The organism is Advenella mandrilli (assembly GCF_016595155.1).
Lineage (GTDB): Bacteria > Pseudomonadota > Gammaproteobacteria > Burkholderiales > Burkholderiaceae_B > Advenella > Advenella mandrilli.
In genome coordinates this window covers 15,636-28,272 of the sequence record NZ_JAENGP010000016.1, presented here as the reverse complement: position 1 = coordinate 28,272, position 12,637 = coordinate 15,636, and the positions used below count along the sequence as shown (strand labels likewise).

Below are 12,637 nucleotides of genomic sequence, written 5' to 3'. Positions count from 1 at the left end.
CATGAAACCATGAGACACCTGCTTCAAGTTGACTTCCCCTACACCGGCCCCTGGGGCCAGGAAATGAGCAAAATAATGAATGACCTGGCCCAGTCCATTGCGCAAGAACCCGGTCTGATCTGGAAAATATGGACAGAAAATGAAAGTGCCAATGAGGCCGGCGGCATTTACCTGTTTCAGGACAAACCCAGTGCCCAAGCCTATCTGGACATGCACACCGCTCGTTTAAAAGGATTTGGCATTCCCCATGTGAACGGAAAAATATTCGCTGTGAATGATGATTTGTCCAGAATTGACAATGCACCGCTTTAACTGCAGTCTGTAAGACAAGACCCTTACACTATTAATGATTTTATACAAACACGGCTGGATTTGATTCCCCCAGCCGCTTTTATGTCACTCAAAATTCGTATGCGTGGCAACCTGTGATTTACGCCAGTAACTACTGGCACGAATACGCTTTTTATCAATTTTGAACTGATCAATCATGTATTCACGCAAGGCCTTAATATCGCTGTACTCGCCTGCCGCCCATACATAGCCTTCTCCGGCAGGCAAAACAATATCGCCCAAACAGGCAGCCAGCAGTTCAGCTTCATTTTTATTGGCAAAATCACTGTCTTGCTGTACCCAGCGAACCTCAAAATCGCATTGGCCCTGCAACGGTATTTTACTGTCCTCACTGGCAATCTTGATAATAACCATCGCCTTGCACGACGCCGGCAATTCTTCAAGCCTGCGCGCAATCGCCGGAATGGCGGTTTCATCACCCATCAGCAAGTGCCAGTCAAAACCGGCAGGAATCACAAATGAACCGCGCGGCCCGGCCACGCCCAGGTAATGCCCCTCCTCTGCCTGGCTTGCCCAGCGGGTGGCCGGCCCTTCATGGTTTAACACGAAGTCAATATCCAATTCGTTGGTGTCGGGATTATAGCGGCGTGGTGTATAGTCGCGGGTAAGCGGCTTGGGGCGATTTGGCGCAAATTCCATCCCTTTTTCCCCCAACACCGGCATATGGGGCTTTTCACCGGGGGAGTCGGGCAAAAATAATTTAATATGATCCTCAAAAGAGGCGGAAAGAAAACCGTTCAAGTCATCACCACTTAAGGTGATGCGACGTATTGACGGGCTTAACGAAGTAATTCGTTTAACTTGCAGCAAACGCATTTTAATGGGGTGTTGCTGCTTCTGTGTATCAAGGGTAATTTCTGTCATTTACAATCTCATTCAGTAGCCCGTATAGGGTTATTTACTATTGTCAACTGATAATATATCACAAATGAGAATCATTATTAATTAATCCCTTGAAAAAACAAGGTGTTAAAAAGTACCTTCACGCTTGCCTGCCAAATACCGAAGGCTATTTTTCTTCCTGAAAAACGCATCGTTTATACTTAAATAATACTGTCAACCAGACAGTTCTTTCATTTAATGGAGATTTGCAATGAGTTATAACCGTTTCACCAATAAAGCAGTCATTGTTACCGGTGCAGCCAGTGGCCTGGGCGAATCTGCCGCCATGGCTTTTGCGGCTGAAGGTGCAAAAGTGATTGTTTCCGATATTTCCATCGAACAAGGGCAGGCCGTGGTTAACAAAATCACCGCCCAGGGTGGGCAGGCTTTTTTTGTCAAGGCCGATGTTTCCAATGAAGAGGAAGTCAAGAACCTGTTTGAGCAAGCGGTGGAACAATACGGCAAGGTGGATGTCATTTTTGCCAATGCCGGCATCAATATCGAAGCCAATGTCGATGAACTGGACAGCAAAGACTGGCAGAGAATTATCGACATCAACCTGAATGGTGTTTTTTACTGCGATAAATATGCCGTCCAGCAATTTAAAAAACAGGGCACGGGCGGTGCCATTGTCAACAATGGGTCTATCCACAGCATGGTAGCCCGCGACAAACTAACCGCCTACTCTGCCGCTAAAGGGGGCGTCAAAATGCTCACCCAAATGGTAGGCACCTCTCATGCCAAGGAAGGTATCCGCTGCAACATGGTTTGCCCCGGGTATATCAACACCCCCTTAACCGAAACCATTACACCGGAAATCCGTGCCGGTATTGCCGCCCTGCACCCGATTGGCCGCATGGGTGAACCCAAAGAAGTGTCTGCCGCCGTTTTGTTCCTGGCCAGTGACGATGCCTCTTTCATTACCGGCACCAGCCTGCTGGTTGATGGCGGCTACACCGCCGTTTAACGGCCTGTTTTATAAGCATTGCTTGCCCGGTAACGGGCAAGCAATGCTTTCCAACAACAAGGTGCCCTTACTGGGCAACAGCCGTTTCGGGCACATAAATCATGCGCCCGTCATCCAGCCGGTAGGTAATGCCGGCCTTGATGCCCTGCCCCTGCCCGATTTCACCATTAGACTCATAACGGGTCAGCTCTTCACCCTCTTTAATGGTCATGGTCATATTGGCCTTGCCGGGGTTTTCAATCACAATCACATCCTGGGCGGCGTACGGATTAAGCGGGTTAAGGGCAACCACCACCATTAAAATCCCTATCACCACCAGAAACAGGTCAATCATGTTAACCACCGAAAGGATGGGATCATCTGCATCATCAGATTCCAGAAATCGCATGTTCAGGCCTCCTGTGCCACAAGCAAGCCCTGGCGTTCCAGCTCACGCAGTTCCTGCAACAGCCAGCGTCGCCGTACCGTCAAGATGGAAAACGTAACGCTGGCCGCAATCAATGCCAGAATAACCGCTGAAAAAGCCGTGACCAGGTTCTCGCCCACACCAGCCGCATTGCCCCCGCCAAGCGCCAGCAAGGCCGGGCCCATGGGTATCATGGTGGCAATCAAACCCAGCATGGGTGCCGTGCGCGATACAATACGCAACAGCTCCAGGCGGTGCATAATCCATAGTTCCAAGTCATCGGCAGTGCCGCCATGCCTGGCATGCTGCTGGTGCAGCACCGATTGCGCGCGTTGCTGGCGCCGTTGCCACCACTCAACGGCAAAACCGCCCAGCGAGGCAAAGGAATACAACAGGCAAAGCAAAATCATTACAAGTACGGGTGCAAGGAAAAGCCCGGCAAGTTCATACAGGCCCGATTCAAGAAAGTTCATTTAATACTCCAAAAAAATTATGCGTGTGCAGACCTTGTATGGGCCCCACGCCATTGGCGCAGGCCGCCATACAAGGTGGCCGCCCCCAACAGGGCAAGTGAAAAAACCAGCATCCAGGGAAACAAAGGCGGTGCCGTTTCCACTGGCTGCATAAGCTGGCCACTGACCGCTGACTGCGCCTGGGCATCGGCCGCAGAAGCGGCATCAGGCGTTGCGGCATCCGCCTCAGCAGCCGCTTGCGCCAGGCCAAACCCCTGGGCCATGTCCGCCACGAATGTCCGTGTCAGCGGGTCACCCGCCGTGGCATTAAACTGTTGCTCCAGTTCGTTCCAGCGCTCGGCCAGCGCCTGCCGGGTGGCTTCGGGCGCATCCCAATAACCCTTGCGAATGGCTTCGGCCATGCGTTCCAGCACCTGTGCCTGGGCAGTGGGATTGTGCTGCTCAAACCATTCGTTTGTGCCCAGTTCGCGCGTATCTTCAATATAGGTATCGAAGATTGCCTGCCACTGGTCGGGTCGCACCGTGGCAGGGTCTACGGCCTGCCAGCCAAACAGGTTATTAACCGTATCCACCACCTCCAGCGTGCCGGCATAGCCTTCATTTCGCATGCTTTCTATCCAGTGCGGGTTCAGGTATCTGACCCGCATTTCATTGGCAAGAAAGGCTTGCATGGAAGTGGTTTTAGGTTCTTTTTTGCGCAAATCGGAAATATACAGCGGCGGGCTTTTGCCATCCAGATGGCGAATCGCCACCGACAGCCCGCCCAGGAACTCGAAGGGATGGTCGGTGGAAAGCACGCCATGTATATTTGACGTGCGCGACATGACCGCCGCATCGGTGCCCCGCAACTGGGCCGCCAGCAGGTTGGTTGAAGAGGGCTTGATGGCCCAACCCTCGCTGCCATAAGCATATTGCATGCGGTTCAGGAACTGCCCGGCCAGTTCATCATCCCCTTTCCATTGGGTGGATTGCTGCATCATGCCAGGCAGGCCTGTGCCGTAATTGCCAGGTGCACTGCTGAATATCCGGTAACGGGCAGCCTGTACGGCCTCGTCTGCCGGCATGCCTGCTGCCAGCAGCTCGTCCGTAATCCGCTGTGTATTGGCCGCAATCGGGTTATCGGGCTCATCCAGTTCCGCAAGCTGGTTCATGGCCTCGGCAAGCAAGCGCATAAAGCCGTCAAACTGGTCCCGGTAAACCCCCGTTGCCTGGATAACAACGTCTATACGCGGCCGGCCCAGGGTAGCGGCGGGAATAATGTCCAGGCGGGAAATCCGGCCATTGCGCGCCCACACCGGTTTTAAGCCCAATGCATGCAAAATCTGCCCTTCGGTAATGCCTTGATGGCGTACCGCTTCGCCTGCCCACAGGCTGAATGCCAGACGCTTGGGCCAGGCCCCCTGGTTCTCGTTGCGATACGTGTCTGCCAATTGCATCAGTGCCACACCCCCGCTTTCATAAGCGGACGGCGTGGGCAATTTATCGGGTTCCAGCGCATACAGGTTACGGCCGCTGGCCAAACCCGGACGGCGTATGGGGTCACCACCCGGCCCGGGTAGCACAAAGCCACCCGACAACCCGCTTAATAATGCTTCCATTTCACCGGTATCAGCCAGGCCCGCGTCCAGTTCCAGGGCGCGTAATAAATGTTCCTGAAGCCCGGGTGCGGCCGTTGCCATGTCTTCCCCCTCACGCAGGTAACGGTTCAGGGTTTGGTACGGCACACTGGCCTGCAGCTGCGTGAAATCTTCCACAAACAGTTCGTCCGACAAGCCCAGTGCATCATAAAATGGCTGGCCCAATTGCTGCATGACCACGGCCAGCCGGTGTTCCGCTGAGGCAGGTTGGCCAAAACGGTGCAGCCCCAGCGGCATGGCAGTTTGGGCCAGCGCATGCAAATGGTTATGCAAGACCTGCAAAAACCCGGAAAAATCGTCACGGGCCTGGCGTTCTTCCCAGTCCAAATCCTGAATCATGCTGGAATCCCGGGCTGCGGCCAGGATTTTTTCCATGACCGTCTGCTGCACGGCCCCTTCGTCCAGCTGCTCATACTCTTCAACCAGATTGTGCATATCACGCAATTCATCGTAAAGCCCTGCGGGCGCGAAAGGTGGTGTTTGGTGACTGATGGACACCGCCCTGCCCCGGCGTCGCGTTTGCAGCGCCTCACCCACGTTATCCTGGATATAGGGATAAAAAACAGGCAAACTCCCCAGCGCCAGAAAGGGATAATCGCGCATGGAAAGCCCCCGGTCTTTGCCTGGCAACCATTCCTGGGTGCCATGCGTGCCCAGGTGGATCAGGGCATCCGCACTGAAAGACGCTTGCAGCCACAGGTAGGCGGCCATATACAAATGATCGGGCGCCATCGACTCATCGTGATAATGGCTGCCCATTTGCGCAGCTCTTGGCATTTGTGGCATGATAACCAGCTTGCCCAACTTCATTCTGGGAATCACAAACGCGGGCACGCCATTTACCGTGCGAACCGCCCAATGGTCTGCCGGATTCCCCCAGACCGCCATACCCTCGCGTGGCCCGGCTGGCAGTTTGTCCAGCCATGCCTGGTATTGCGCAACCGGCAACACTGCCGCCAAGTCACGGGCCAGCAAATCTTCTGGCTGGCTGCTTCGATACAGCATGGAAAGCATGGCCTGACCCTTTTCAATCATGCCGGCTTCATCCACCGGATCAACATCATAGCCGGCCTGATTCAGCGCCTGGGTAATATTTTCAATACTAAGCGGGACATTCAGGTGTGAGGCGCCAAAATTGCGCTCTCCGGCCGGATAATTCCAGAACATCAGCGCCAGCTGCTTGTCGCTGGCAGGCTTGCGGCGTAACTCAATTAACTTGCGCAGTTTATCCAGCAAACCATCCACCTGTTCGGCCATGGGAACTGCCGCCCCGTCCTGCAGGGCAGACAGTACCATGGGATCGCTCATGCCCCAGGTTTCGGGAATGGCCATAAAAATCGGCACCACTCTTTGTGCCACACCGCTGGGCGCTGCCAGCCATTGCGCCTGATCACCCTCACGATAGGTCAAGGTCTGGATGGCAGGGATGTCCAGTTGCGCCAGTTCGGCAGCCCGCTCGGCGCTGTTTTGCGTCATGCGCATATTAACCATCGCATCGGCACCGGCCGGCTTGATAACCTTCGTCAATGCCTTGGGGTCGTTACTGTCATACCAGAAGGCAACAGGCAAGATGTTTCTGGCTTCAGATGCGGCAATCAGGGCATCAATAAGCTGCGTCTGCATATCACTAACCACCCCATTGTGAATCAGGAAAGCAAGCTGGCCAACAGCCTGGGGCATGCGTGCCCGGGCCCAGGCCAAATAAGGCTCAGGCGACTCGAATACTTGCGGGGCGGCCGGATGATAAAAACCGGTCTCGGGCACTTGTTCGGCAGCTGGCAACGACGCAATGGAACGGCCTTGGGCCAGGTCTTTGGCAGCCTGGAAAAACAGCCTGAAATTACCGGCCCCGCCGTTGGTGTAATAAGCTGACAATTGCCGGGCCTGTTCGGCCGTCATGCCGCCAAAGTCTTCAACACGGCCGCCAACCCTGAGCCAGGGGACATCACCCGTTTGCAGGCTTTGACCAATCGCACCGTCCACTTCGGCACGGGCACTGGGGCGCGGCGTATCCAGGACAACCAAACTGGCGCCCGGCAACCATTGTCCGGCAGGGGCACCTGCCGTGCCAACGTCCACATGCTCAAGCCGGACGCCGGCACGCTTGGCGATTGGTGCCAGCACCTGAAACTTGGCCGGCAGCACCGACCGGTTGGTGACCACCTTGACAAGCGGAGCAGAAACTTCGGCCGCAGCCTGTGCCGGTACCAGCCCGGCAACACCCACACACCACCATATCCATAGATTAAGAAGAGTCAGTTTACGCATCATGTCAGAACCTCATTTCCACGCCAACAAACAGGCGACGTCCTTCATCACTGAGCACATAGTCTGCAGACTCATCGGCCAGACGCTTGTCGGTAAGGTTTTCGATGCCTGCATGCAGGGTCACATGCCGGTTGACATCGTAACTGCCGTACAGGGAAAGGATTGAATAAGCCGGCTGATAGCCTGATGCGCTTGTCGTGCGCTGGGAACCGACATACTGCCACCTGAGGCTGGCATCCCAGTCATCGGCCGGCTGCCAGTTCAGGGTGGCATTGGCGACATGGCGCGGACGGTCAGTCAGACGCGTTTTGCTGCTTCGGTCTACGGCATCCAGATAGGTATAGTTGGCATTCAGCTGAAGCTGCCAGGGCAGCTCCACTCCAAAACCCACTTCCAGGCCGCTAATACGGGCCTTGTTTATATTGACGTACTCATAGGTTTTGCTCCGGTCGGCACACCCGGCAACACAGTTGGTATCAATCAGGTCTTCCACCTGGTTCAGGAACAGCATGGCATTAGCTTGCCAGCGGTCACCGGTATAATCAAAACCCGCTTCATACGACACCGAGGTTTCGGGCTTCAGGTCGGGGTTACCGAATATCTCCGAGCCCCGCCCCCATGAGCCGCGATAACCTGGCGACAGCTGTTTAAGCGTAGGCGCCCGAAACCCCTTGCCCACACCACCCTTGAAAACAAGTTCATCATTGAAGTGATACAGCACATAAGCACGCGGGCTGGTCTGCCAGCCATAATTGGGATGATGGTCGAAACGACTGCCCAGCAACAACTCCCAGTTTTCGCCCAGCATCATTTCATCCTGCAGGAAAAAAGCCTTGTGGGTGGCACTTTCCCGGCCGGATGCATTCACGGTAGGATCTTCCAGGATTTCCTTGCGCAATTCGCCACCCAACGTCACCGTGTGCCCATGCAAAGGTTCAAAGCTGACCATGCCACTGGCAACCTTATCGGTAAACTGGTGCGGGCCGGTGCTACCACCATCTGTCCGGTCATTAACACGCTTAAGGTTGGAACGGTACAGCTTGATTTCGCTTTTCCCCCAGTCCCAGTCTCCGGTGTGTGACAGAGAAAGGCGCTGCCGGCGGATATTGTCGTCTGAACGGTAAGTGGTACTGTGACGCCAGCGGTCTTCTTTACCGACACTCATCGTGGCATCCAGGCGTTGCCTGTCATCGGGCGTCCAAGTTAAACCCACCGTACCCAGCAGGTCTTTCCGGTACCCCATGGAAGTTTCATGAAAGGCCGTAGGCGTCGCACTTTCGGGGGCGTACAGGGCTTGTGTGTGTTGATATTGCCCGGAGACCGTCAAGCCAAGCACGTCCTGTATCAAGGGGCCTGAAATATAGGCCCCCATACGGTGCCGGTCACCGCCCCGGCTGTTGCGGGGGAAAACGCCATCGGCAGAAAAGACGTTAACCCATTCATCGGTGGCGCGCCGTGATATAACGTTAACCACACCACCAAGCGCCTCGGAGCCATATAACGAAGACATGGGGCCACGAACAATTTCAATACGCTCAATGGCTTCTGCGGGCATCCATCCGTGCTCAAAATCCGAACCGTAAATAAGCGGCCCCGACTGGTTGATGCGCATGCCATCATACAGAACCAGGGTATGGTCTGTTTTCATGCCACGGATTGAAATACCCTTGCCATTAATGCCAACGCTGCTCAAGTTCACACCGGGCGTTCCTTCTACCGCCTGGGCCACATTATAAATTGGCCGACGGCTCAATTCTTCGCTACTTAGCACCGTGACACTGGCTGGCGCATCTTCCAACAAGCGCTCGCTTGCAGATGCCGTTACCACAATGGGCGCCAGCTGCGTAACACTGGCTGCGCTGGTATTGGCCCAGACGGTACCCAATATGACACCTGCCAACGCAGGAAATGCCTGCACGGGCAGGCGATAGCGTGATAAGAAAACTGGTTTAAAATTTGTCATTTGTTAATTTTTATATCTATTTATGTTTATAAGTAACGCAAACCGGGCGCAACTCAAGGATGATGCCGGATCTTGACGAAATCTGACTGAATGCCTGTTGCGATGTACTTACAGGTTCACCAGCCCCTGCAAAGGCTTACTGTCCAGGCGTAAACATGACCTGGGAATAAGACGCAAAAGAAAGCAATGACACGGCCCGCCTGAGACAGGCACCGGAATGAAAAATAAACATAAAAAAACCTCGGAAAAACTACCGTTAAAGCGTGATTGATACGGACACAATCACAGACGAAGACTTAACCGAGGTTTAAAGGAGGAGCGCGCGAGCCCAGTGGCGGACCCTGGGCAGGAAGCGGGGGGAGCGCATGATTGGCATGCGGCAAAGAGACAGGACGGGATGTTAGGAAAACCGCCAACGCGGGCATTTCCGGGGCAGGCATTAATGTTTGCGATGCTACAAGGCAAAATGCACAATCCTGATTGTCGGGATAGTCACCCGATGATGGCTCAACAAGCTCCCCGTTTGCGTCCACCAGTATGGTGTTGGTGCCGGTAGCGGTACAAATGGTAATGGAAAACTTGCCCTCACGCGCACCTGAAAAATCGGGCATGTATCCGGCAGGAATCAGCGCCCGGCACAAAAACGACAGCGCCGCCAGGAAAAATAAAATTTGCCAGGCATCGGTAACTTTATGTCGAAGAGGGCGTTGAAGGCTTCGCATAGGGCGTGACTATAGCATATTCACCGGCTCCTCCAAAAGAGGAAATTAAAAAATACCGACCAAGCCGTCCTCACCAGCCCCGTCATGTTTGTATCTTGTAATTGTCATAATCGCGTGCTAGGATTATGTAACAATAAAACAATGATTCTTTTCAACCATTTATCCACTTCGTATTTCATTTGAACATGCCCCATGGCTTCTGACCTAGAACCTCCCAGTACGGCGCTGGCCCACGCCAGCCAAACCTCAATAGTCTTTTACAATGATTGAACTACTCATGGATCCAGCCATCTGGATCGGTCTTGCCACGCTGGTCGTGCTAGAGATCGTCCTTGGCATAGACAACCTTATTTTCATCGCCATCCTGGTAGAAAAACTGCCGCCACACCAGCGGGACAGGGCCCGGGTCATTGGCCTTAGCCTGGCACTCATCATGCGCCTGGGCCTGCTTTCGGTCATTTCATGGATCGTTACACTAACCACCCCGCTGTTCAGCCTCTTCGGTCAGGGGTTTTCAGGCCGCAGCCTAATCCTGCTGGTAGGTGGCCTGTTCCTGCTTTTCAAGGCAACAACAGAACTTCATGAGCGTCTTGAAGGGGTCTCCCATAAGGGGCCGGCTTCCGGCGGCTACGCCAGCTTTGGCGTGGTCGTCACACAGATTGTGGTACTGGATGCCGTATTCTCCCTGGATGCTGTCATCACCGCCGTTGGCATGGTAGACCAGTTACCGGTCATGATGGCCGCGGTAATTATCTCCATCGGTGTCATGCTGGTTGCCTCCAAACCGTTAACCCGTTTCGTGAACGCACATCCAACGGTTGTCGTACTGTGCCTGAGCTTCCTGCTGATGATTGGCTTAAGCCTGTTCGCCGAAGGCCTGGGCTTTCATCTGCCCAAAGGCTATCTGTATGCGGCCATTGGCTTTTCTATCATGATAGAGGCCCTGAATCAGGTAGCCCAACGCAATACGGTCAAGGAACAGGCCCGTTTTCCCATGCGTGAGCGCACCTCAAAGGCGGTTCTGCGCCTGCTGGGTGGGCGCCAGTCACAAGAGGAACACACCGGTGAACTGGCCAATACGCCCGACATCATGCTACCCGCCGCCTTTGCCCCGGAAGAGCGCAGCATGGTCAGTGGTGTCCTGACGCTGGCCGAACGCAACGTACGCTCCATCATGACGCACCGCTCGGATATTTCCTGGGTGAATCTGGATGAAGAACCTGAAAAAATCCGTGAAAGACTGCTTGAAGTGCCCCATGGCTACTTCCCGGTCTGCCGCGGTTCGCTTGACAACGTCATTGGTGTAGCGCGTGTAAAAGACCTGCTTGGCGACCTGATCCGTGATGGCAAAATCAATGAGAGAAACAGTCTGCGCACCCCAGTCTACGTGCCTGAATCCATCACGGCCATCAACCTGATCGAAACTTTGCGTAGCGCCAGCGGACAAATCGTCCTGGTCAGTGATGAGTTTGGCGAACTCATAGGCGTGGTTTCACCCATCGACATTCTTGAGGCAATTGCCGGTGAATTCCCCGATGAAGACGAAACCATGGAAATCCAGGCGACCGGACCCGGGCAATGGACGGTGGCAGGCAGTGCTGACCTGCATCAGCTGGAAATCGCCTTGCAGACAGAAGGGCTGGTTAGCGCAGAAGGTGACTATGCCTCTTTGGGCGGTTATGTGATTAACCGCTTCGGCCGCCTGCCCCTGGAAGGTGAAACCCTGACCCATGAGCAGTTCGAGTTCCGTATTGCAAGTCTTGAAGAACAACGCATTGCAACCGTTCACATACGCAAACTGGACCAGCCCGATTCGATTGACTCCTGATGCCGCAAACGCTCTTCCGGGTCACCCTGCTAGTGGGTCACTGAAAGCAGATGTTGCAAGGTAATTTTTATTAACCACTTTGCTGGCACCCATTGTTCCTCTTGTGAAACAATCTGGTCCATTTTGGTGGTTTTTCAATACTGATGTCTTGTGTATAGTGGAATAATACGATTAATCCCCCAATTTCCGGCATTGCAAGCAGCACCCTGCAAGTGCAATATACCGGCAAGGAGTACAACATGAACACCAACCACAGCACCGTTACCTACCCTCGCAAGGTAGAACATATTGTTGCCGGCCAGGCCACCTCTGATGGCGCCGGCGTCAAGCTGACCCGGGTGCTTACCCAAAACCTGCAACGCCGGCTTGACCCGTTCCTGATGCTGGACAATTTTGGCAGCGATAAAGCCGACGACTACATTGCCGGTTTCCCCGACCACCCGCACCGTGGTTTTGAAACCATTACCTACATGATTGCCGGACGCATGCAACACCGTGACAGCGCCGGCAACGAAGGCCTGCTGGAAAATGGCGGCGTGCAGTGGATGGTGGCTGGCAAGGGCGTCATTCATTCTGAAATCCCGCAACAGGAAGAAGGGCTTATGGAAGGCTTTCAACTTTGGCTGAACCTGCCTGCCCGCAACAAAATGACCCAACCCTGGTACCGGGACATTAAAGCCGAAGAACTGCCCAAATTCAGCACACCGGAAGGCGTTGACGTAACGGTTATTGCTGGCAGCAGCCATGGTGTAGCCGGTGCCGTTACGCGTGAAACCACCGAGCCACTTTACCTGGACCTGCATATGCCGGCGGGCAGCCGTTTCGTGCAGTCCCTGCCCGCCACCCATAACGCTTTCGTTTATGTGTACCGTGGCAACGTATCCATTGAAGGCAAAGCGGTGCCGGTCCAGCGCATGGCCATCCTGGAAAACAATAACCAGGCCGATGGTGTCGTCATTCAGGCCGGTGCCGATGCACGGGTACTGTTAATTGCCGGTCAGCCCCTGAATGAGCCAATTGCCCAGTACGGACCGTTTGTCATGAATACCCAGGAAGAACTGCACCAGGCCCTGCAGGATTTCCGTGACGGCAATTTTGCTGAAGCCGCATCCTGACGCAACAGGAGAACCTGCATTTTTT

10 protein-coding genes are annotated in these 12,637 nt (G+C 54.3%); 4 read left to right on the top strand and 6 right to left on the bottom strand.

From position 1 onward, the window contains the following. The first annotated feature begins 9 nt into the window (after positions 1 to 9). Complete coding sequence (locus tag JHL22_RS13390; protein ID WP_189384432.1) at positions 10 to 312, top strand: monooxygenase; 303 nt, start codon at positions 10 to 12, stop codon at positions 310 to 312. Positions 313 to 396: 84 nt separating this feature from the next. Here JHL22_RS13390 and JHL22_RS13385 read toward each other — a convergent pair whose 3' ends face one another. Continuing rightward, positions 397 to 1,215, bottom strand: coding sequence for a siderophore-interacting protein (locus JHL22_RS13385; protein ID WP_189384433.1), 819 nt, complete (start codon positions 1,213 to 1,215; stop codon positions 397 to 399). A gap of 229 nt (positions 1,216 to 1,444) precedes the next feature. Here JHL22_RS13385 and JHL22_RS13380 point away from each other — a divergent pair, with 229 nt between their 5' ends. Continuing rightward, the gene (locus tag JHL22_RS13380; RefSeq protein WP_189384434.1) at positions 1,445 to 2,200 is read left to right on the top strand and encodes an SDR family NAD(P)-dependent oxidoreductase; all 756 of its coding nucleotides are present in this window, start codon (positions 1,445 to 1,447) and stop codon (positions 2,198 to 2,200) included. Between the two features lie 67 nt (positions 2,201 to 2,267). On the opposite strand, the gene JHL22_RS13375 is transcribed toward JHL22_RS13380, so the two are convergent. From JHL22_RS13375 to JHL22_RS13355, 5 genes are all read right to left on the bottom strand, one after another. Further along, entirely contained in the window at positions 2,268 to 2,588 is a 321-nt protein-coding gene (locus JHL22_RS13375) for a DUF2149 domain-containing protein (protein ID WP_189384435.1), read from the bottom strand. A gap of 2 nt (positions 2,589 to 2,590) precedes the next feature. Then, positions 2,591 to 3,079 (bottom strand): MotA/TolQ/ExbB proton channel family protein, encoded by a 489-nt coding sequence (locus JHL22_RS13370; protein WP_189384436.1) that lies wholly within the window; start codon positions 3,077 to 3,079, stop codon positions 2,591 to 2,593. A 17-nt stretch (positions 3,080 to 3,096) separates the two neighbouring features. Then, complete coding sequence (gene cobN / locus JHL22_RS13365; RefSeq protein WP_200238479.1) at positions 3,097 to 6,987, bottom strand: cobaltochelatase subunit CobN; 3,891 nt, start codon at positions 6,985 to 6,987, stop codon at positions 3,097 to 3,099. A 1-nt stretch (position 6,988) separates the two neighbouring features. Further along, positions 6,989 to 8,947 carry a TonB-dependent receptor domain-containing protein gene (locus JHL22_RS13360; RefSeq protein WP_200238476.1) on the bottom strand — a complete coding sequence of 653 codons (1,959 nt, stop codon included), beginning with the start codon at positions 8,945 to 8,947 and terminating at the stop codon, positions 6,989 to 6,991. 296 nt (positions 8,948 to 9,243) lie between these two features. Further along, positions 9,244 to 9,669 (bottom strand): DUF2946 family protein, encoded by a 426-nt coding sequence (locus tag JHL22_RS13355; protein WP_200238472.1) that lies wholly within the window; start codon positions 9,667 to 9,669, stop codon positions 9,244 to 9,246. Between the two features lie 265 nt (positions 9,670 to 9,934). Here JHL22_RS13355 and JHL22_RS13350 point away from each other — a divergent pair, with 265 nt between their 5' ends. Both JHL22_RS13350 and JHL22_RS13345 read left to right on the top strand, forming a co-directional pair. Then, the gene (locus tag JHL22_RS13350) at positions 9,935 to 11,497 is read left to right on the top strand and encodes a TerC family protein (RefSeq protein WP_200238643.1); all 1,563 of its coding nucleotides are present in this window, start codon (positions 9,935 to 9,937) and stop codon (positions 11,495 to 11,497) included. A 239-nt stretch (positions 11,498 to 11,736) separates the two neighbouring features. Continuing rightward, positions 11,737 to 12,612, top strand: a complete 876-nt coding sequence (locus JHL22_RS13345; protein ID WP_200238469.1) for a pirin family protein — start codon at positions 11,737 to 11,739, stop codon at positions 12,610 to 12,612. The last annotated feature ends 25 nt before the right edge of the window (positions 12,613 to 12,637 follow it).